18 protein-coding genes are annotated in these 20,859 nt (G+C 69.9%); 8 read left to right on the top strand and 10 right to left on the bottom strand.

Features of this window, described 5'->3' with window-relative positions:
• Window positions 1-245: 245 nt before the first annotated feature.
• Both BLQ49_RS03930 and BLQ49_RS03925 read left to right on the top strand, forming a co-directional pair.
• Window positions 246-599 carry a DUF6460 domain-containing protein gene (locus BLQ49_RS03930; RefSeq protein ID WP_091713896.1) on the top strand — a complete coding sequence of 118 codons (354 nt, stop codon included), beginning with the start codon at window positions 246-248 and terminating at the stop codon, window positions 597-599.
• A gap of 51 nt (window positions 600-650) precedes the next feature.
• Window positions 651-2,015 (top strand): MATE family efflux transporter, encoded by a 1,365-nt coding sequence (locus BLQ49_RS03925; RefSeq protein WP_091713481.1) that lies wholly within the window; start codon window positions 651-653, stop codon window positions 2,013-2,015.
• Window positions 2,016-2,054: 39 nt separating this feature from the next.
• Here the strand turns inward: BLQ49_RS03925 and BLQ49_RS03920 are convergent, their stop codons facing one another.
• Window positions 2,055-2,408: a hypothetical protein gene (locus BLQ49_RS03920; RefSeq protein WP_091713480.1), complete on the bottom strand. Its 354-nt coding sequence runs from the start codon at window positions 2,406-2,408 to the stop codon at window positions 2,055-2,057.
• A 216-nt stretch (window positions 2,409-2,624) separates the two neighbouring features.
• Between BLQ49_RS03920 and BLQ49_RS03915 the strand changes: the two genes are divergently transcribed.
• On the top strand, window positions 2,625-3,518 hold the full coding sequence (locus BLQ49_RS03915; RefSeq protein ID WP_091713478.1) for an HpcH/HpaI aldolase/citrate lyase family protein: 894 nt from the start codon (window positions 2,625-2,627) through the stop codon (window positions 3,516-3,518).
• A gap of 98 nt (window positions 3,519-3,616) precedes the next feature.
• On the opposite strand, the gene BLQ49_RS03910 is transcribed toward BLQ49_RS03915, so the two are convergent.
• The 4 genes from BLQ49_RS03910 to BLQ49_RS03895 form a co-directional block, all read right to left on the bottom strand.
• Complete coding sequence (locus tag BLQ49_RS03910; RefSeq protein WP_091713476.1) at window positions 3,617-3,925, bottom strand: MarR family transcriptional regulator; 309 nt, start codon at window positions 3,923-3,925, stop codon at window positions 3,617-3,619.
• A complete protein-coding gene (locus BLQ49_RS03905) occupies window positions 3,922-6,219 on the bottom strand; it encodes an FdhF/YdeP family oxidoreductase (RefSeq protein ID WP_091713474.1) in 2,298 nt (765 codons plus the stop codon). The genes BLQ49_RS03910 and BLQ49_RS03905 overlap by 4 nt, the downstream gene beginning before the upstream one ends.
• 158 nt (window positions 6,220-6,377) lie before the next feature.
• On the bottom strand, window positions 6,378-7,454 hold the full coding sequence (locus BLQ49_RS03900) for a quinone-dependent dihydroorotate dehydrogenase (protein ID WP_091713472.1): 1,077 nt from the start codon (window positions 7,452-7,454) through the stop codon (window positions 6,378-6,380).
• Entirely contained in the window at window positions 7,451-7,801 is a 351-nt protein-coding gene (locus BLQ49_RS03895) for a DUF952 domain-containing protein (protein WP_091713470.1), read from the bottom strand. The genes BLQ49_RS03900 and BLQ49_RS03895 overlap by 4 nt, the downstream gene beginning before the upstream one ends.
• A 313-nt stretch (window positions 7,802-8,114) precedes the next feature.
• On the opposite strand from BLQ49_RS03895, the gene BLQ49_RS03890 reads away from it, so the two are divergent.
• The 3 genes from BLQ49_RS03890 (at window position 8,115) to BLQ49_RS03880 (ending at window position 11,063) form a co-directional block, all read left to right on the top strand.
• The gene (locus BLQ49_RS03890) at window positions 8,115-8,747 is read left to right on the top strand and encodes a S24 family peptidase (protein WP_091713468.1); all 633 of its coding nucleotides are present in this window, start codon (window positions 8,115-8,117) and stop codon (window positions 8,745-8,747) included.
• A 124-nt stretch (window positions 8,748-8,871) separates the two neighbouring features.
• Window positions 8,872-9,969, top strand: coding sequence for a two-component system sensor histidine kinase NtrB (locus tag BLQ49_RS03885; protein ID WP_091713466.1), 1,098 nt, complete (start codon window positions 8,872-8,874; stop codon window positions 9,967-9,969).
• Between the two features lie 134 nt (window positions 9,970-10,103).
• Entirely contained in the window at window positions 10,104-11,063 is a 960-nt protein-coding gene (locus tag BLQ49_RS03880) for a TIM44-like domain-containing protein (RefSeq protein WP_091713464.1), read from the top strand.
• Between the two features lie 37 nt (window positions 11,064-11,100).
• On the opposite strand, the gene rsmA is transcribed toward BLQ49_RS03880, so the two are convergent.
• The 5 genes from rsmA to lptF all read right to left on the bottom strand — a co-directional run bounded on the left by rsmA (window position 11,101) and on the right by lptF (window position 18,051).
• Window positions 11,101-11,979, bottom strand: coding sequence for a 16S rRNA (adenine(1518)-N(6)/adenine(1519)-N(6))-dimethyltransferase RsmA (gene rsmA, locus BLQ49_RS03875; protein ID WP_091713463.1), 879 nt, complete (start codon window positions 11,977-11,979; stop codon window positions 11,101-11,103).
• A complete protein-coding gene (gene pdxA / locus BLQ49_RS03870) occupies window positions 11,976-13,088 on the bottom strand; it encodes a 4-hydroxythreonine-4-phosphate dehydrogenase PdxA (RefSeq protein ID WP_091713461.1) in 1,113 nt (370 codons plus the stop codon). Before pdxA ends, rsmA begins: the two co-directional genes overlap by 4 nt.
• Window positions 13,089-13,137: 49 nt before the next feature.
• Window positions 13,138-15,717 carry an LPS-assembly protein LptD gene (locus BLQ49_RS03865; protein ID WP_091713459.1) on the bottom strand — a complete coding sequence of 860 codons (2,580 nt, stop codon included), beginning with the start codon at window positions 15,715-15,717 and terminating at the stop codon, window positions 13,138-13,140.
• A gap of 77 nt (window positions 15,718-15,794) precedes the next feature.
• A complete protein-coding gene (gene lptG / locus BLQ49_RS03860) occupies window positions 15,795-16,883 on the bottom strand; it encodes an LPS export ABC transporter permease LptG (protein ID WP_091713457.1) in 1,089 nt (362 codons plus the stop codon).
• A 7-nt stretch (window positions 16,884-16,890) separates the two neighbouring features.
• Window positions 16,891-18,051 (bottom strand): LPS export ABC transporter permease LptF, encoded by a 1,161-nt coding sequence (lptF, locus tag BLQ49_RS03855; protein ID WP_091713456.1) that lies wholly within the window; start codon window positions 18,049-18,051, stop codon window positions 16,891-16,893.
• A gap of 179 nt (window positions 18,052-18,230) precedes the next feature.
• Here lptF and BLQ49_RS03850 point away from each other — a divergent pair, with 179 nt between their 5' ends.
• Together BLQ49_RS03850 and BLQ49_RS03845 are read left to right on the top strand one after the other, a co-directional pair.
• Complete coding sequence (locus BLQ49_RS03850; protein ID WP_091713454.1) at window positions 18,231-19,742, top strand: leucyl aminopeptidase; 1,512 nt, start codon at window positions 18,231-18,233, stop codon at window positions 19,740-19,742.
• 326 nt (window positions 19,743-20,068) lie between these two features.
• The gene (locus BLQ49_RS03845) at window positions 20,069-20,770 is read left to right on the top strand and encodes a hypothetical protein (protein WP_244507422.1); all 702 of its coding nucleotides are present in this window, start codon (window positions 20,069-20,071) and stop codon (window positions 20,768-20,770) included.
• Window positions 20,771-20,859 lie beyond the last annotated feature (89 nt).

Here is a 20,859-nt window from a genome sequence, read left to right as displayed (position 1 = left end):
CCTCAGACAACGTCCGGCCCCGGGATATCCCCCTTTGGCCTGCGCGGCGAGCCGGGCCTGTCCCGGCGGCGGCTCCCGCTCCGCCGGACATCTTGGCGAGAACATCGCCGGTTGCCATCTCGGGTGCGCGGGAGAAACCAGCCAACGCTCGATCGCCCATCGGGTTTCGATGCGGTGTGATGTACCGGCCACGGTTCCGCCCGCTTCATCGCCGATCGAACGGCGCGGGGTTTCACGAGGACACGATGCTCGTCGATCATCAGCGGCACCGGCGGGACGACACGCAGCACACGGTGCCACCGGGTGCCTACGGGCCGGATTCCTATCGCCCGCGGGACTCGGCGCTGCGGCGCTTCCTGGGCGGCTCGCCCGCCGGCGTGCTGTTGCGCCTGCTGTTCCTGTCGATCCTGGTCGGCGCCTTCATGTCGATGCTCGGGCTGACGCCGGGGCGCCTGTTCTGGCACATCTACGACTCGGCCCGGGCGCTGCTGGAACTCGGCTTGACCTCGCTGCACGATTTCGGCGGCTGGATCGTCGCCGGGGCGATCGTGGTCGTGCCGCTGTGGTTCATCGCGCGCCTGTTCGCCGTCTCGCGCTAATCGGCGGCCCGCGAGGGTTCACGAATCGTTCGCGACCGCTAAGGTCGCGACATGACACCCGCGACCACGCAACTCGACCGGCCCACGCATCGCCGGGTGCTGACCCTCGCCCTGCCGATGACGCTCGCCAACGTCACGACGCCGATGCTCGGCTTCGTGGGCGCGGCGGTGATCGGCCGGCTGGGCGATGCGGCCCTGCTCGGCGCCGTCGCGCTCGGCGCGGTGATCTTCGACGCGATCTTTTGGTCCTTCGGCACCCTGCGCATGGCGACCGCGGGGCTCACCGCGCAGGCGGCCGGCGCGCGCGACGACCGTGAGGTCGACCGCATCCTGGCCCGGACGCTCGCCGCAGGCGCCCTGATCGGCCTCGTCCTCGTGGCGCTGCAAGGCCTGATCGGCCCGATCGCCTTCGCGATCAGCGGAGCGAGCGACGCCGTGCGTACCGGGCTCGCCACCTACTTCCACATCCGCATCCTGTCCGCCCCATTCGTGCTGGCGAATTACGGTGTGCTCGGCTCGGTCCTGGGACGCGGGCGGACCGATCTCGGCCTGCTGCTGCAGGTGGCGATCAACCTGATGAATATCGGGCTGACTCTTGCCCTGGTCCTCGGTTTCGGCCTGGGGCTGGCCGGCGCGGCGCTGGCGACCGTCGGCGCGGAGGCGCTGGGGCTGGGACTTGGGCTGGTGGTCCTAGTGCGGCTCGGCTCACACCCGTTCCGCGTGCCCCTGCGCGACCTGCGCGACGCGGTGGCCCTGCGCCGGACCTTGAGCGTCAACCTCGACGTGATCCTGCGGACGCTCGCGCTGATCACCGGGATCGTCCTGTTCTCGGCGCTCGGCGCCCGGCAGGGCGACGTGGTGCTGGCCGCCAATTCGGTGCTGTGGAATCTCTTCCTGATCGGCGGTTTCTTCCTCGACGGCTTCGCCACGGCGGCCGAGACCTTGTGCGGCCGTGCGGTGGGCGCCCGGGATGCGGAGGCGTTCCGAATCGCCGCCGCCCTGAGCCTGCGCTGGTGCCTCGGCTTCGGACTCGGCGTCAGCCTGCTGGCCTTCGCGGGGGGCCAGACCTTCATCGATTTCGTGACGACGAACGGACCGGTGCGCGAGGCCGCCCGGACCTACCTCGTCCTGGCCGCTTTGGCGCCGCTCGCCGCCGCTGCGCCGTTCGCCTATGACGGCATCTATATCGGCGCAACCTGGACACGGGCGATGCGCAATCTGATGCTCTGCGCGCTGGCCGTCTATGGCGCGGCACTCGCGCTGGTGCAGGTCTTCGGCCTCGGCAATGCCGGCCTATGGCTCGCCTTCGTGGTGTTTCTGGGCGCCCGGGGAATCGGCCAAGCGATCGCCTATCCAGCACTCGCCCGCGCCACCTTCACGCGTGTCGCCCCGCCCGCCCTTCGGACAGCAGCCTGAGGCGCCGATCGCGGCTCAGGTCGACCGCCTCGGTGCCGCTCAATGCGGGTCCTTCCACGTGGACACGCCAGGGGCAGGCGCCTGCGCCGCTGCCGATTGATCCACAGGGCTCACCGCTCGCGGCATCGCGGCCTCCGCCCGCCGCGGGAGAGGCCGCCGCGGGGCCGCAGAACCGTAGCGGCGGCCGCGCCGTACCCGATGGCGCCGCCGCTCCGTCGAATTACCGACGAGGCCGCCGACCACGGCCCCCGCCACGGCACCGATCGGTCCGCCGACCAGCGCGCCCGCGACGGCGCCGGACCCGACCCCGAGTGTCGTCCGACTCTGCGCCTGGGCCGCCCCGGGCGCAGCCAGCGCGCCGACGAGGACGAGGGCGACCAGAACTTTACGCATGACAGGGATTCCACAGTCCGAGATCTGAATACGGGCTGCCTTTAATCGCCGGAACATGACCAAACCGCGGCTTCCACGCACGAAGATTACGGTCGGTATCAAACCGCAGCGGAACTCACGAAACCGCACCTTTGGGGTGTGGCATGCCCTGCGGCGTGCTTTAGGGTGCACCGCAACGACGACGGGCCGCCCGGCGGCCGCACGAGGGAGAAGCCCATGGCCCTGACGACCGACCTGCGCCTGCGCCGGAGCGTGCTCTACATGCCCGGCTCGAATCAGCGGGCGCTCGACAAGGCGAAGACCCTGCCGGTGGACAGCATCATCCTCGATCTGGAGGACGCGGTCGGCCCCGAGGAGAAGGAGATCGCCCGCGCGCAGGTCTGCGCGGCGGTCAAGGGCGGGGAATACGGCAGCCGCGAGCTGGTGATCCGGGTCAACGCCCCGCAGACGCCCTGGGGCGAAGCGGATCTCCACGCTGCTATCGAGGCCAAGCCCGACGCGATCCTGATGCCCAAGGTGTCGTCCCCGGCCGTGCTGGAGAGCATCGCCGACCGGCTCGAATCCCTCGACGCCCCGGAGGACATCGCGATCTGGGCGATGATCGAGACGCCGGCCTCGATCCTCAACATCCAGGAGATCGCCCGGGCCAAGCGCGATCCGCGCAACCGCCTGACCTGCCTCGTGCTCGGCACCAACGACCTTGCCAAGGACACCTGGGCCAAGATCGTACCGGGCCGGGTGCCGATGCTGCCCTGGATGATGATGGCGCTGGCCGCCGCCCGGGCCGAGGGTCTGGCGATCCTCGACGGCGTCTACAACGACATCGCCGACACGGAAGGCTGCCGCGCGGAGTGCCGGCAGGCGCGCGACCTCGGGTTCGATGGCAAGACCCTGATCCACCCGACGCAGCTGGAGCCCGCCAACACCTCGTTCGCGCCGACCGAGGAGGAGGTGCGCCGGGCCAAGCTGGTGATCGAAGCGTTCGAGCGGCCGGAATACGCCAAGCGCGGCGCGATCAAGCTGGAGGGCCGGCTCTACGAGCGCCAGCATCTCGGGGTGAACCGCCGGGCCGTCACCTGGGCGGAGGCCATCAAGGCGAAGGGGTTCTGAAGGAAGGGGCGGACGATCGCTCGGCCGTCTATGCGAGCGGAGCGAAGCAATCCAGAAGCGCCACGCCCGACGGCGTCGCGCTGCCCTGGGTCACTTCGCTACGCTCGTGATGACGGCAGCGCCGATGGCGTACAGGGTCTCGAACCGGCCCCCGCAAACCGCGTCCGCTGCGTCCGCGCATCCCGAGCCGTGACGGCGATGTGGCCCTGCTCCTCCAGCCCGGCCAGCGCCCGGAGCACGAGCGCGTGCTCCACCCCAAAGGTCCGGGCGAAGGCGCGGCTGTCGCCCGGCAAGCCGACCTCCAGCGCCGCCAGAAGGCCGGCCTCGAGAGGCGGCAGCGCCGGATGGGCCGCCGACACCCGGTCGAGGGCTGCAACGAACGCCGCTTCCTCGGGCGTCGCGCTCACGCCGCCGCGCGCGCCTCGAGTGTGACCAGCACCGACTTGGAGGTCGGGGTGTCGCTCTTCTCGCCGTAGGTCGAGAGCGGCACCAGCACGTTCAGCTCCGGGTAGTAGCCCGCCAGCGCGCCGCGGGGCATGTCGAACGGCACGAGGCGGAAATCCTCGGCCCGCCGGGTGATGCCGTCTTCATGCGTCCCGACGATGTCCACGCGCTCGCCCAGCCGGTCACGGATCTCCGCGAGGTCGTCCGGATGGGCGAAGACGACGCGGCGCTCGCCGTACACGCCGCGATAGCGATCATCGAGACCGTAGATCGTGGTGTTGTATTGATCGTGACTGCGGAAGGTCTGCAGCACGAAGGTATCCTTGGACTTCCCCGCGATCTGGTGCTCCGTCTCAGCCGGCAGCGCCTCGGCGGAGAAATTGGCCCGGTTCGTCGCGGTCTCGAAGACCCGCTCGGCGGCGAGGTTGCGAAGCATGAAGCCGCGCGGCTTGCGCACCCGGGTGTTGTAGCCAGAGAACCCCGGAATCGTGGCGGCGATTGCCTCGCGGATCCGGTCGTAATCGGCGGCAAACCCGGCCCAGTCGATGGCGGAGGAGCCGACCGTCGCCGCCGCAATCCCCGCGATGATCGCGATCTCCGAGCGCAGCTCCTTGGAGGCCGGCTTGTTGATGCCGCCCGAGCCGTGGACCATGCTCATCGAATCCTCGACGGTCACGATCTGGACCTTGCCCTCCGCGTTCCGGTCGATCTCGGTGCGGCCGAGGCAGGGCAGCAGGTAGCCGACCGCGCCGGGCACGAGATGGGCGTGGTTGAGCTTCGTGGCGATGTGCACGGTGAGCCGGCAGGAGGCCAGCGCCTGCGCCACCACCGGCGTATCGGGCGTTGCCCGCAAGAAGTTGCCGCCGAGTCCGATGAAGGCCCTGGACGTGCCGTCCCGCATGGCTCGGATCGCCGCCAGCACGTTGTGGCCGTGCCGGCGCGGCATGCTGATCCCGAAATGGCGCTCCAGCGCGTCGAGGAAGGCGGCGGGCGGGCGCTCGTTGATGCCGACCGTCCGGTCGCCCTGCACGTTGGAATGGCCGCGCACCGGGCACAACCCCGCGCCCGGCCGGCCGATATGGCCGCGCAGGAACAGGAGGTTGGCGATCTCGCGGATCGTCGCCACGGAGTGCCGGTGCTGGGTTACGCCCATCGCCCAGGTGGCGATCACGCGCTGCGCCCCGAGATAGACGTCCGCCATCGCGGTGATCGCGTCCATCGTCAGGCCCGACTGATCGAGAATCGCCTCCCAGGAGGTGGACTCGACGGCGGCGCGATAGGCGTCGAGCCCCGCGGTGTGATGCTCCAGGAAGGCGCGGTCGAGAAGCGAGGGCCGGCCGGCCGCGAGCGCCTCGGCGTCGCGGGCGAACACGATCTTGGCGATGCCCCGGAAGGCCGCCATGTCGCCGCCGGAGCGCGGCTGCAGGTAGTGGCTGGCGATCGGGCGGCTCGAACCGCGCAGCATCTCGACGGTGTTCTGCGGGTCGGCGAAGCGCTCCAGACCGCGTTCGCGCACCGGGTTCAGTACAACGACCTCGGCGCCGCGCTCGGCCGCCCGGCGCAGGTCGCCGAGCATGCGCGGATGGTTGGTGCCGGGGTTCTGGCCGACGCAGAAGATCGCGTCCGCCTTCTCGAAATCCTCCAGCAGCACCGTGCCCTTGCCAATGCCGATCGCATCGATGAGGGCCACGCCGCTCGCCTCGTGACACATGTTCGAGCAGTCGGGGAAGTTGTTGGTGCCGTAGGCCCGGGCGAAGAGCTGATAGATATACGCGGCCTCGTTCGAGGCGCGGCCCGAGGTGTAGAACTCGGCTTGGTCCGGATGTTCGAGCGCGCGCAGTTCCGCGCCGATCTCCGCGAAGGCCGCGTCCCAGCTCACCGGCAGGTAACGGTCGCTCGCCGCGTCGTAGCGCAGCGGGTGCGTAAGACGGCCCTCACCCTCCAGGGCGTAGTCGCTCCAGGTCCGCAGCTCGGTCAGCGTGTGCTTGGCGAAGAAGGCGGGCGGCGTGCGCTTGTCGGTCGCCTCCCAGGAGACGGCCTTCACACCGTTCTCGCAGAACTCGAACGACGAGCCGTGTTCCGGATCGCCCCAGGCGCAGCCCGGGCAGTCGAATCCGTCGGGCTGGTTCGCCTTCAGCAGGGCGCGGGCGCCCGTGAGCGGGGCGCGGCTGCCAAGCAGATGCTTGCCGCAGCTCTTCAGAGCGCCCCAGCCGCCGGCGGCGGACGAGCGCTTGGTGGACCCTTCAGACTGGGCCATGAACCGTCCTGGAATTGATGACGCGAGTGGTCTCGCAACCGCGAGATAAGCGCCATCACGCTGCGCTCACAATGGCGTGCGCGCGCAGGCCCCTCATGCACGGGGCACAGGCTAAACGCCCGCTGCGCAAAGTTTTTCTAAGGAACAGTCAAATCTATTCACGCCGCGCGAGCGAGGTCTTCCGCATCGCGGCCGACCAGCGCATCGAGCCGCGTCACGCCCGCCCGGTCCATCCGCTCCAACAGGCCTGACTTGATACGACCGACAAGCCCCGGCCCGTCATACACGAGAGCCGAGTAGAGCTGGACGAGGCTCGCGCCGGCCAGGATCTTGGTCCAGGCGGCCTCGGCTGAATCGACGCCGCCGACGCCGATCAGCGGGAAATCGCTGCCGAGGCGCAGCCGCGCCTGGGCCAGCATCCGTGTCGCCGGCCCGAACAGCGGCCGGCCGGAGAGCCCTCCGGTCTCCCGGGCGAGCCCTTGCTCGACGAGGCTCGCCGGCCGCGCCACCGTGGTGTTCGACACGACCAGCGCCTGGACGCCCCGCCGCCGGGCGGTGGCACAGACGGCATCGAGACCGTCGAGACTCATGTCGGGCGCGATCTTCAGCAGGATCGCCGTCGCGGCGTTGGCCGCATCCCGCGCTTCGACGGTACGGGCGAGGAGTTCGTCGAGGAACGCCTCGCCCTGAAGGTCGCGCAGGCCCGGTGTGTTCGGAGAGGAGACGTTGACGGTGACGAAATCGACGAGCGGCGCCAGGGCCGCCGTGCAGGCGGCGTAGTCGGCGAGCCGGTCGGAAGAATCCTTGTTGGCCCCGATGTTGACGCCGACGATGCCGGGCCGGCCGGCTCGAGCGCGCAGCCGGGCGGCCACCACCACCAGCCCCTCGCTGTTCAGGCCGTAGCGGTTGATCACCGCCCGATCGGCCGCGAGGCGAAACACCCGCGGCTGAGGGTTGCCCGACTGTGGTTGCGGAACCACGCCGCCGACCTCCACGAAGCCGAAGCCGAGCCCGAGCAACGCATCCGGGACCCGTGCGCCCTTGTCGAAGCCTGCCGCGAGACCGACCGGATTGGGGAAGCGGCGGCCGAGAAGTTCAACCGTGAGTCGCGGATCGTCCGCCGGCAGCCGGGCGGTCGGCATCAGGGCGAGGGCGCGCAGGGTCAGGTCGTGCGCCCGCTCCGCGTCGAGGCGGTGCAGCACCGGTCGCACCAACGGGAATGCGGCGCCGATCATGCCGGCAGGAGCCCGGCCGGGAAGACGTGGCGCCCGCTCGAGTCGAGCGGCAGCGGATTGACCGCCGTCACGGCGTCGAGCGACAGCGGCCCGTAGAGGTGGGGGAACAGATCGCCGCCCCGGGAAGGCTCGAAGCGCAGGGCATCCCCGAGCGCGTCGGCCTCGACAGCGATCAGGAGGAGGTCGGTCTGCCCGGCGAAATGGCGGGACGCCGTCTCGGCAACCTGCGCGATCGTGGAGAAGTGAATGAACCCGTCCTGGTGATCGATCGGTGAACCGGTGAACCGGCCTGCCTCCTCGGCCTCGCGCCAAAGGGCGCGCGGACAGATTTTATAGATGCGCGCCATCGAAGCTCCTCGGGCCCGTCGCGTGGATAGAGGCGTCGCCGGCCCGCGGCAACAACGGAGCGCTGGTTGATTCGAGGAGCGATTGCATTCTGCAGCTTGTAGTTCTACTTTCCTACGACTAGGCCCCGCGTCATAGAGCAACGTCCGCGCCGGGAGATCTGCGCCCGACCGAGTAAGGTCTGATATTTCCGTGCGTACCCGCAGGGTGTCGACCGTACCTGGCGGGGCAACGTTTTCGTGCTCCCACGACGGCCGATTCCCGGCTGGCGGGATGGGGGCGCCGGCCGGTCAGGGTTAAGTCTTCGAGCCCGCTATGCTGTCGCACGAGCAGATCTGGAACGCCATCGACCGGCTCGCCGAGCGCCACGGCTACTCGGCCTCCGGCCTCGCCCGTCGCGCCGGGTTGGACGCGACGAGCTTCAACCGTTCGAAGCGCGTGGGTGCGGACGGGCGCAAGCGCTGGCCCTCCACGGAATCGGTGTCCAAGGTCCTGGCGGCGACCGGGTCCAGCCTGGACGAGTTCCTCCGCCTGATCGAGGCCCGGGAAATCCCGGCCCGCACCATGGTCCCGCTGATCGGCCTGACCCAGGCCGGCGCTGGCCGTCTGTTCACCGACGAGGGCATGCCCACCGGCGGCGCCGGCTGGGAGGAGATCGAGTTTCCGGATCTCGGCGAGGAGCGCGCCTTCGCGCTGGAGATCCAGGGCGATTCAATGCTGCCCCTGTTCCGTGACGGCGACGTGCTGATCGTCTCGCCCACCGCCAGCGTGCGCAAGGGCGACCGTGTCGTGGTCCGCCTGCACGGGGGCGAGGTTCTCGCCAAGGAGTTGAGACGCCGCACCGCCCGAACCGTGGAACTCGCCTCCCTCAATCCGGAGCACGAGGACAGGATCCTGAACCTCGGCGAGGTGGCCTGGATGGCCCGGGTGATGTGGGTGCGTCAGTAGCCGGCCCCCTGAACGGATCTTGGTACCGGCGGGCCTTGGCCCCGACGCGTCTTGGCCCCGGCGGCATTCGTCGCTATCGCTGACCCGTCGCGGGTCTCCCGCATCCGCTGAGCGCGAATCCCGTATGGTGCAGCCCGGGACGGATCGAGATGGGGAGACGCCGGCACCGCTGACGCCCGAGGCCCTGGCGCTTTTCGACGCCCTGCCCACGGCCAGCCTCCTGCTGGACGCGCAAGGCGACATTCGCCATGTCAATCCTGCCTTCGAAAGCCTGACGGGCCATCCGGCGGCAGCATTTCGCGCGCAGGGTTTCGCGCTTATCCAGGCGCCGCACGCCCCCGCGCCCGATCCGAAGCGCGACGGTGCGCAGGTGTTTCAGGCTTTGCATGCGGACGGGGTGAGCTTCTGGGCTTGCATGACCCTGGCGCCGTTGCCCGGCACCTCGGGACGGATCGGCCAAGTGATCGACATCACGACGCACCGCGAGGCCGAGGGGGCGCTGGCCCTCTCCCGGCAGCGCGAGGCGCTGGGCCTGCTGACCAACAGCGTCGCGCACGAGTTCAACAACTTCCTTCAGATCCTGATCGGCTACATCGACGGTCTGAAGCGCCGGCTCGGGGACCGCCAGGAGCCGTTCATCCAGCGGGCGATCTCCCGTTCGGCCGACGCCACCGAGCGCGCGGCCATTCTGACGCGCCAGCTCCTGGCTTATTCCCGCCGCATCGCACCGGACGTACGCCCCGTGGATCTCGACGCCATCGTGGCGGATCTGGCGGAGCGCATCGGACCCGATCTGCCCCCCGGGATCCGGCTGACCGTGACGTCGACCCCCGGCTTGCCGCGGGCAATCAGCAACCCGACGCAGATCGAGTTCGCCGTGCGCCACCTCGTCGCCAACGCCTGCGAGGCGATGCCGTCCGGCGGCACGCTGACCCTGTCGACGTTTCGGGTCGATCCCGGCGACCGGGGGATGCAGCAGCCCGGCGCGGGAAGCGTCGGCATCCTCGTGGCTGATACCGGCCACGGCATGTCGCCCGAGATGCTGGCCCGGGCGCTGGCGCCGTTCCAGACCAGCCGCGAGGCCGGGCGCGGAGCGGGCCTTGCGATCGTCCACGGCTTGATGAAGCGTCAGAACGGGACCATCACCCTCGACAGCCGGACCGGGGAGGGGACTCAGGTGCGGCTGTCGTTCCCGGCGGCACCGGATCGGACGCTGCATTGACGGGCCGTGCGCCCTCCAGCGACGGCAAACGTCACCGCGCCGTCGCTGGTGCAGGACTAAAACGCGGCCTCAGCCGTTCCCATATTGTTGATGGCGCTCCGCGCCGTTCGGTTCTCGTCCCCAGGGGCCTGTTCATGTTGACTCAGATTTCGCGCCGTCGGCGTGTGGCCGCCCTCCTGGCGCTGGCCACAGCACTGACCGTCGCGGCGCCCGTCGTCGAGGCCCGTCCGGGCGGCGGCGGCTCCATGGGCTCGCGCGGCTCGCGCACCTTCAACGCGCCCTCCGCCACGCCGACCGCGCCCGGCGGCGGCATGACGATGCAGCGCTCGCAGACCGCGCCGTCCCCCGGCATGGGCAGCCCCGGCATGCAGGCGCCCGCGCAGGGGCGCCGGTTCGGCGGCGGCTTCTTCGCGGGCCTTCTCGGCGCCGGCCTGATCGGCGCCCTGCTCGGCGGCGGCTTCTTCGGGGGCCTCGGCGGACTCGCCTCGATGATCGGCCTGCTGTTCCAAGTCGGGCTGGTCGTGTTCGTGGTGATGCTCGCTCTGCGCTTCTTCCGCCGCCGGAACGAGCCGGCCGGCGCGGGCGCGCTTTATGCGCGCTCGTCGCTCGACGGACAGCAGGGTCCGGCCGGCCCGATGGGCGGCGCGCCCGGCGGGGCCGGAATGTTCGGCGGCCAGCGTCCGCCGCAGACCCGTCCGGTGCAGATCGGGCCGAACGACTATCAGGCGTTCGAGCGCCTGCTCGGCGACATCCAGGAGGCCTATTCCCGCGAGGATCGCGTGACGCTGGCCAACCTCTCGACGCCCGAGATGGTCAGCTACTTCGATGAGGAGCTGCGCAACAACGCATCCCGCGGCGTGGTGAATAAGATCTCGGACGTGAAGCTCCTGCAGGGCGACCTCGCGGAGGCCTGGGCCGAGGATCGGACCGAATACGCCACCGTGGCGATGCGCTACGCCCTCAAGGACGTGATGGTCGAGCGGGCGAGCGGCCGCATCGTGCAGACCGACTCGTCGGAGGCCACCGAGCTGTGGACCTTCCAGCGCCAGCCCGGCCGCGGCTGGGTCCTTTCGGCGATCCAGCAGACTCGCTGATCGCGGCGCGCCCCGGCCGGAGCCGAAGCTACGTCTCTCAAGCCGGTGCCGCCAACGCGGTGCCGGCTTTTCTATGCGCGTCCCACAGGTTGGCGAGATCCACGAATCCCGCCACCGGGATCTCTTCCGCCCGCGCCGTCTCGGCGAGGCCGGCTTCCTCCAGCAGGCGGGCGGCCTCCGGCGTAAGCGCCTTCAGGCTCTGGCGGAGCATCTTGCGGCGCTGGCCGAAGGCCGCCCGGGTCACGGCCTCCAGGGCGCCGGCCCGGCAGGGCAAGGGCGCGGCCCGCGGCACCAGCCGGACCACGCTCGACGTGACCTTCGGCGGCGGTACGAAGGCCGAGGGGCTGACGTCGAACAGGATCTCGGCCTCGGTGCGCCAGCCGCACAGCACGCCGAGCCGGCCGTAATCGGCCCGCTCCTCCGGACTGGCGACGATCCGCTCCGCCACCTCGCGCTGGAACATCAGCACGGCCTGATCCCACCAGGGCGGCCAGGCCTCGCCGTCGAGCCAGCCGGTGAGCAGGGCCGTGCCGACATTGTAGGGCAGGTTGGCGACGATCCGTGCCGGCCCGGAGCCGATCAGCGGCCGCGGATCGAAGGCCAGCGCATCGGCGTCCACCACCTCCAGCCGTCCGGGGTAATGCGCGGCGATCTCGGCGAGCGCCGGCAGGGCGCGGGGATCGCGCTCGATCGCCACCACGCGGGCGGCGCCTTCGGCGAGCAGCGCGCGGGTCAGCCCGCCCGGACCCGGGCCGACCTCCACCACCGTCACACCCTCAAGGGGGCCCGCGGACCGAGCGATCCGACCGGTGAGGTTGAGATCATACAAAAAGTTCTGGCCGAGGGCCTTCCGCGGTTCCAGCCCGTGCCGGGCGACGACCTCGCGGAGCGGGGGCAGACCGTCCCCGGCGCTCACAACTCGTCCTCGGGGTCGAAGTGTCGGGCACCTGCGGGCCTGGGCCGTCCGGCATAGACGCTGAACGGCACGACCTCGCCGCCCAGTGTTTCGGCGCGATCGGCCGCGTTGGCGGCGAGCCGGGCCGCAAGGCGCAGGGCCGCCACGAGGCTGTCGGGCCGGGCGATCCCCTGTCCGGCGATGTCGAAGGCGGTGCCGTGATCGGGCGAGGTGCGCACGAACGGCAGGCCCAGGGTGACGTTCACGCCGTCGTCGAACGCGATGGTCTTGATCGGGATCAGGGCCTGATCGTGGGTCGGCGCCAGGGCGACGTCGTAGGTCGCGCGGGCGCGGGCGTGAAACAAGGTATCAGCCGGAAGCGGTCCGCGGATGTCGATGCCCGCCGCGCGCAGCCGCGCCACCGCGGGCGCGAGCACGTCGCGATCCTCGTGACCGATCGTGCCGGCCTCGCCCGCATGGGGATTCAGGCCGGCGAGCACGAGGCGGGGCTCGGGCAGGCCGAATTTTTCCCGCAGGTCCCGGGCCACGATGGTGGCGGTCTCTTCGACCAGTTCCTGGGTCAGAAGCTCGGGGACGTCCTTCAACGGCACGTGGATCGTCACCGGGACCACCGACAGCCCCTCGCTCCAGATCATCATCACCGGCCGCGGCGGCGTGCGGCCGGGGGGCACGGCGAGGGCCGCCAGGAACTCGGTGTGGCCGGGATGGGCGAAGCCGGTCCGGGTCAGCACGAATTTGGCGATCGGGTTGGTGACGACGGCGCTGGCGCGCCCGGCCTTCACGAACGCGACCGCGGCCGTGATCGACTCGATCGTTGCGCCGGCATTGGCCGTGTCCGGCACGCCGGGCGCGGCCGCTACAAGCGCCCCGCTCGGCAGCGGCACCACTGGCAGCGCGCGGGGAAACACCTCCGCGGCGGTCTCGGGATCGACCTCGGCCACCGGGACGAGTCGGCCAAGGCGGTTTGCGAGGCGCTCGATGAAGGCCGGATCGCCCACCAGGAAGAAGGGCGGCAGCGGGTCGGCACCGCCGCGCCCGAGCCAGGCGCTGAGCGCCAGTTCTGGACCGATCCCGGCGGGGTCTCCAAGGGTGAGGGCGAGGGGCGGCATGAAGGGTCTATAGCGCCGGCCGGGCGCGGGCGCACCCGTCCCGCTGCGCTTACCGCACCGACGCGATGCCGTCCGCCGTGGTGGCCGTGCCGACGTTCTGGCGCAGGTCCGCCTCACCCAGCGTCTTCAGCTCGACGCGGAGCAGCACCGTCTGATTGCGCTCGCGCACGCCCGTCGCGGTGGCGATCGGCGAGTTGATATAGTTCAGCGAGACCGTCGTGCACTCGTCCTGATAGCCGCCGCCGAAGCTCGCCCCCGACAGGTAGAACCGGCCCGGATTCTGATAGACCGGCACGGTCCCGATCGGGTTCGCGAGATAACTGGTCAGCGCGTCCTGATAGGTGTTGCGCACGTCGAGGAAGTGCGTGAGGTCGACCAGCAGCGAGCCCGTTACGAACCAGTTCGGCGTGATGTTGTAGGTCGCGGTGGCGGTGATGCCCTCGCGGTAGTGGCTGTAACCCAGGAGCGGCTGCGCCTCGTAGTACGAGTAGAAAGCCGAGAGCGTCAGCGGCAGGAACGGCGCGAACCGGGCCGTCGCGCCGGTCTCCAGGCGCGCGACGTGGAAGTCGGATTGGTTGAACCGCGCCCGGGTGATGAACGTGATGTTCTGGTTCGGCGAGACCTGGAACCGGCCGACGAAGTCCGAGCGCCGCGTCTCAAGCCCGGAATCGAGGCCGACATCGGCGATGTCGCCGCGGCGGAACGAGTTCACGCCCGCGAGCTGGACCGACTCGCCGAACAGCACGTTCGCGTACCAGCCCGACGGCGTCACCACCGAGTACTGGCCGCCGAGATTGGTGCGCACGCCGCCCTCGACCCGGTCGTAGCCCGAGAACTTGTCCCATTCGAACAGCGATGTGTCGTCGAAGACGAGGCTCTGCGCGTCCTCGTTCGGCAGGCGGCCGATCCGCGTCTCGGAGGGGCGCGCGATGATCTGGCCGATCGGCTCTAGGGTGTGGACGCCCAGCGCGCCGAAATTGGCGACGAACGGGTAGCGGTAGTCGAGGCCGATCGCCGGCATGACCCGGCCGGCCAATCCCTGGTCGACATGGGCGACCTGGGGGACGAGGTCGTTCTGGTAGCCCGAGAAGCTCGTGCTGGTGAAGAACGCGTCGGTGCGCAGATAGGCGAAGGGCGTGAACTTCTGGCCGATGTCGTCGATGAAGCTGCGCCGCCAGGACAGCTCCGCGGAGGCGCGGGTGTTGTTGCCGGCAAGCCCCTGGATCGCGCAGGTGCCGCGCTGGAACACCGTGCAGGTCTGATACAGCGGGAAGCTGACGCCATTCACGCTCGGCGAGAACAGGTAGCTCGAAGTCCGCGGCAGGCCCTGGTACTGCGTCGTCTCGCGGTTCAGGCTGGTGATGTTGGCTTGAAAGCGCACCTCGCCGCCGATCTCGGCCGGGCCGTTGATGCGCTTGTCGTAGTCGATCACCGGCGCGACGATCGGCTGCTGCTTCTGCCAGTCGAAGCTCGACAGGCCCTTGAAGTAGTAGCCACGCGCCTCGAACCACGAGCGATCGCCCTGGCCGATCAAGTAGGCGGTGGAAGTCGCCTCCCGGAAATAATCCGTGGTGATGTTCTGGTTGCGGATCCGGTAATTGTCGAGGAACCACTTGTCGGTCACGCCGACGAGGTCCCAGCCGGTGCGCCAGCGCGGGTTGATGTAGAACCGGCCCTCGGATTCCACCGAGCCACGGAAGTCCCGCTCGCCCGCGCCGAGCGGGCTCGGCAGGAAGGCCGAGGGCGTCGTCTGCGAGATGCCTGACAGGCGCAGGTTGTAGAAGCCGTTATCGACCCGCTGGCGGAACTCGCCCTGCGCCAGGAGGCCCTGGCGGCTAAGCACGGTCGGCGTCAGGGTCAGGTCGTAGTTCGGCGCGAGATCCACGAAATAGGGGAGCGACACGCCGGTGCCAAGCGCCGTCGTGCTGACGAAGCGCGGCGTCAGGAAGCCGGTCTTGCGCTTCACCGTCGGGTCGGGCGCCTCGAAATACGGCAGGTAGGCGACCGGGATCCCGGCGAGTTCGAGCGTCGATTCGTCGAAGTAGACCGTGTGGGTCTGGTTGTCGTGGATAATTTTCTTCGCCTTGATCTGCCAGAGCGGCGGCGTCTCCGGGTGGTCCTTACAGGGCTCGCAGGCCGTGTAGCTGCCGGAATCGAAGCTCGTCTGCTCGCCGTTCAGGCGCTCGGCGCGGGGCGCCGAGAAGCGGGTGCGCACGGTCTCGAACTTGCGCTGCACCGTCTGCTGGCCGCGGAAGGCGTCGACGAAGCCGGTCTTGAAGTCGTCGGTGAGCTCCATGCGCTCGCCGGTCACGACGCCGCCATCGGCCTCGGTGAGGCGGACATTGCCTTCGGCGAAGACGCGGCCGGTGTTCCGGTCGTAGCGCACCCGGTCGGCCTGCAGCGTCCGGGGGCCGTAATGCAGCTCGGCATTGCCGCGCGCGGTCACGGTGCTGTGGTCGTTGTCGTAGATCAGCTCGTCGGCCTCGACGAGGAGCTTGTCGCCGGGCTTGCCGGTCCGGAGTTCGGGCAGGCCCTGGGCGTGCGCCGACAGCCCACCCGCCAGCGGCGCGCTAAGCGCCAGCATGGCCAGGAGGCCCGCCTTCCGCAGGATGTCGGCGACCTTACGCAACGCGTGTCCCAACCCCTGTGACGTTGACCGCCACCAACCCCACCACCGGTCTCCCTGCCCGCGACGGATCGCGGGCGTCAGCCGTCTTCCTGGTACAGAAGCGTGAGCGTACCGAGAAGACTGCCTACCACGGCGGGGAACCAGGCCGCCACCGGTGCAGCGACGAGTCCGGACGCTCCGAGCCCCTCCATGACCTGTCGGATCACGTAGAGGGTGAAGCCGGCCGCGACGCCTCCGAGGACGAGTTTGCCGACACCACCAAAGCGGAAGAACCGTAAGGAAACGGTTGCGGCGACTAGAACCATCGCCACGAATAGAACCGGCCTTGCCCACAGGACATCGTACTGGAGGCGGTATCGGGTGGCGTCCAAACCGGCCCGCTCGGTGCGTGCGATCGTTGTGGGAAGTTGCCAGAAAGGCACAGATTCCGGGGGGGTGAAGCGCTGCCGGACCTGCCCGGGGTCGAGGTTTGAGGCGATCAGGTACGTGTCGAACGACTCAGGCGGCGCGTCCGGTGTGAGAACGCGCACATCGGAGAGTTCCCAGTAGCCGTCGTGGAGGGTGGCCTGGGCGGCCACGAGCTGGTCCACGAACTTGCCGGCCGCGTCGAAGGCGAAGACCGAGACGCCCGACAGGGTCGTGGTGCCCTCGATCGCGGTCTCGGCGCGCAGGATCGCCTCGCCGTCGATGCCCTTCTGGCGGATCCAGAGATCCTTGCCGGAACCGGCCTTGGTGGCCTTGGCGAAGATCTTCGCCTCGATCTCGGTCGAGCGCTGCTTCAGCAGCGCCGAGACCGGGTTGTAGATCCCGACCGCCAGAGCGCCCAGCGCCAGGGCCACGAAGATCCCGGGCTGCAGGAACTGCCACGCCGAGATCCCGGCCGCGCGGGCGACCACCAGCTCCAGCTTGCGCGACAGCTGAAGCAGGGTCGCCATCGAGCCGAAGAGCACCGCGAAGGGCAGCACGCCCTCGGCCACCGCGGGGGTGCGATAGAGGGAGAGCTGCGCCATCAGACCGGTAGAAGCGCCCTGGCTCTCGCCGGCGCGGCGCAGCAGCTCCACGAAGTCCAGGGTGTAGACCAGCGCGAAGACGGTGATGAACACGCCCAGCACCGTGCGGGCGAAGCGGGCGGCGAAGTACCGCCCCAGGGTCGGTCCGATGAACATGGCCGGCTCAGGACGCCGGGGCGAGGCGACGGCCGGGCACGAGGCTGCGCAGCCCCCGCGCCACCGCGCCGTTGAAGGCCCGCACCTGCGGCCCCCAGAAAATCAGCAGACAGGACAGGACGATGGCGAGCAGCGGCACGCCGTAGACCGCGGCCACCGCGGCTTGGCTCCGCGCAGCAGCGCTGACCGCCGCAAAACCCGCGATCCGTAAGGCCACCACCGCGAGGATCGCCCCGGCAATGGCGAGACCCCGCCCCTGGCGGGTGGTGCGGGGGTCCCCCAAAGCCGCGAAGGCGATGAAGGCGAGCGCCAGCGGGTACAGGCAGGCGGAGAGCCGATCGTGCAGCTCGGCCCGGAACCGGCCCTTCTGCAGCTTGTAATAGCCCTCGCTCGTATCGGGGAACAGAAGCTGCGTCGTCGAGCGCTCGCGCGGCTTGTAGATCGTGTCGGCATCCGGCGGCGCGAAGGCCGCGAGGTCGATCGTGTAGCGCTCGAAGGTCAGGATCGAGGAATCGCGCGAGTCCTTCTGCTGCTGATGGACGCTGCCGTTCTCCAAGATCAGGTAGCTCTGCCCGTCGATGTCGACGGCGTTGCCGCGATCGGCGAGGTAGACCTTGGTCTTGCCGGCCTCGCGGCGGTCCTGGATGAACAGGCCCTTGAGGGTGCCGCCCGGGCCGCGCTCGCGGAAATGGAAGGTGATGCCGTTGTCGAGCTGGGTAAACTGCCCCTCCTTGACGACGTTCGCGATGAAGTCGCCGCGCACCCGGGTGATGACGTCGCGCAACTCCTGGAAGCTCGCCGGCATCACCACCACCACGAGGAAGCCCACGAGGAAGCTGACGATCACCGCCAGCCTGCGGAACGGGCGCAGCAACGCGCGGGGCGGCATGCCGGCCGCCGACATCACGATCAGCTCGGAATCGCCGTTGAGCTTGTTGAGGGCGTAGATCGTGCCGATGAACAGGGCCACCGGTGCGATCACCACGATCAGCGTCGGCAGTGACAATCCCGTGACGAACAGGAAGACGAGCAGCGTCTGCCCCTTGGCGGTCACGAGGTCGAGCTCGCGCAGGGCCTGCGTCAGCCAGATGGTGCCGGTCAGCCCGATCAGGCAGGCCAGGGTGGCGCCCAGGGCGATCCGGAAGATGTAGCGCTCGATCAGCCTCATCGGCCCGGCAGTCCCGCCCGTCCCATCGCGCCCCCGGCGCGGCAGGGACCCGACAAAAGGGGCAATTCCAGGGCTGTCGCGCCGCGTTGCGTTCTTCGCCTCAGCGGCTACACAGGGCGGATGGCCTGCGCGGCTCAGCGCGGCCTCGGTGTGCGACGGCGGCAGGGATGGCGGCGGGTATGGCGGACGGTATCGAGATCGGTTTCGGTCCCCTGGAGAAGAGCGGGCAGGGCCCGAGTGGATCCGGCGATCTCGTGGTGTTCGTGGGCGACGACCTGGCCCTCGGCTCGGCGGCCCGGGAGATCCTGGGCGGATCGGGGGCGGACCTCGTGGCCCGCGCGGCCGCCTCGGAGAAATTCAAGGGCCGCTCGCTCAGCGCCCTGAGCCTGCCAGCGCCCGCGGGCATCGCGGCGGACCGCCTCGTGGTGGTGGGTCTCGGCTCCGACAAGGACCGCGCCAAGACCGACTGGCCGGCGCTGGGCGGCTTCACGGCCGGCAAGGTCTCGGGCCGCACGGCCCGGGTGGTGCTCGACTGGCCGGGGGCAGTGGTCTCCGCCCGGGAAGCCGGCCAGTTCGCCCTCGGCGCGCGCCTGCGGACCTACAGCTTCGACCGCTACAAGACCAAGAAGAAGCCCGATGCCGACGAAAAGGCCGGCACCACGCTGACCCTGCTGCTGCCCGACCACGAAGCGGCCGCCCGCGAGGGAGAGGGCGCCCGGACGCTCGCCGACAGCGTGATCCTGGCCCGCAACCTCGTGAACGAGCCGCCGAACGTGCTCTTTCCGGAGGAGTTCGCCAAGCGCGCCTCGGAACTCGGCAAGCTCGGTGTCGAGATCGAGGTGCTGGAGCCCGCCCGGATGCGGGAGCTCGGCATGGGCGCACTGCTCGCCGTGGCGCAGGGCTCCGTCCGCGAGCCGCGGGTCGTGATCATGCGCTGGAACGGCGGCCCCGCCGGCGAGGCGCCCGTAGCGCTGATCGGCAAGGGCGTGATCTTCGATTCCGGCGGCATCTCGATCAAGCCGGGCGGCGGCATGGAGGACATGAAGGGCGACATGGGCGGCGCGGCCGCCGTGGTCGGAGCGCTGCACGCGCTGGCGTCGCGGAAGGCGCGCTGCAACGTGGTCGGCGCCATCGGCATCGTCGAGAACATGCCGGATGGCGGCGCGTACCGCCCCTCCGACATCGTGACGTCGATGTCGGGCCAGACGATCGAGGTGATCAACACCGACGCCGAGGGCCGCCTCGTGCTGGCCGACGTGATCACCCACGTGATCCGCAGCTTCAAGCCGAAGGCGATGGTGGACCTCGCGACGCTCACCGGCGCGATCATCGTGGCCCTCGGCCAGGACATCGCCGGGATGTTCTCGAACGACGATACGCTGGCCGGCAACATCCACGCGGCGGGCGAGGCCACCGGCGAGAAGGTCTGGCGGATGCCGCTGATCCCCGCCTACGACAAGGCGATCGATTCCAAGTTCGCCGACATGAAGAACACCGGCGGCCGCCACGGCGGCGCGGCGACGGCGGCCTCTTTCATCAAGCGCTACGTCGAGGAGGTGCCGTGGGCGCATCTCGACATCGCGGGCGTGGCGATGTCGTCGAATGCCAGCGAGATCAACCGCAGCTGGGGCGCCGGCTGGGGCGTGCGCCTCCTCGACCGTCTCGTGCGGGATCACTACGAGGCGAAGTAGGGGCGGGCTGCTTCGCTGAGCATGTCGGCAGGCCGGGTCAATCTGGTGGCATGGCTCTGTTCCCGCCTCCGGACTGGGACAGCCGGATTCGCTCGGTTCCCTCTCCCCTCTGCGGGGGAGGGTGACTCGCGAGACAGGTCGAGGGATGGAAACCCGGCATCCGGATGGCACGCGACCTTTATGAAGGCCGTCGCTCCATTGCGCACCGTCGCACCCCTTGACCGACCCTCGCCGAGACGGGAGCCCCCCTCTCCGGCCGAGGGGGAACGGCAGGCGCGCGGCAAATTCGAGCTGCCCATCCCCAACCGTGCCACACGGTGCGCCCCATGATGCCCCAGCAGCCCCATGCGACGGCGACAGGGTGGCGGACGTCCCTCGGCGCAGCGGTTCCAATCCTCGCCATGCTGGCGGCACTGATCCTCGTCTTCGTCGCCGGCTTCAGCCAGCGCTCGGCCATGCCTGAAGCTGTCGAGCCACTCGTCTTCGGTTACTTTGCTGGGCGCTACCCGCTCTTCGCCTTCGCGCTCGTCTACGGGCTCGCCCATCTCGCCCGCGAGGCTGCGGCGCCCGGCCCCGCCTCCGGGCCACGCCGCATTCTCTTCGGCGTCGTGGGGGCGGTGCTGCTGCTTCTGGCCGGGCTCTATCCGACCTTCGGCGGGGTGATCCTGCGTGCGGGCTTCGCAACCGGTGGGATGGCGTTCCTGACTTACCAGCCGCTCTGGCTAGGCTACGGGCTCGGAGCCGGGGTGGCGGTAGCCTTGTTCGGCGGCATCGTGGGACTTGCCGTCATTACGGCCAACCGTTCCCTGCGGCCGCGGCTGAAGCGGCTTGGCGCCGGGGCGCTCGCCTTCCTGGCCCTTTGGCTCGGCGCGATCGTGCTGGGTCTCGCAGGTCCCTTGGGACTCGGCCCCTGGCCGCGCCGCGCCCTCCATCCTGACGAGGCGGGCCTTGCGGCCGTCATCCTGGTCGCCGCCGCCCTTCCGCACGCGGCACTGACGACATTGCGCCGGCTTCGTCCAGTGGTCTGAGCGTGCCGGCTTGCCGGGCGCCCGCGGTTCCCGCAGAATCCCCGCGTCCTGCGTGGGGGGACTCGGCCGGTCAGAGCCGAGCCTGAGGG

This window comes from Methylobacterium phyllostachyos (assembly GCF_900103445.1).
GTDB lineage: Bacteria > Pseudomonadota > Alphaproteobacteria > Rhizobiales > Beijerinckiaceae > Methylobacterium > Methylobacterium phyllostachyos.
This window is presented reverse-complemented; position numbering and strand designations above follow the sequence as displayed.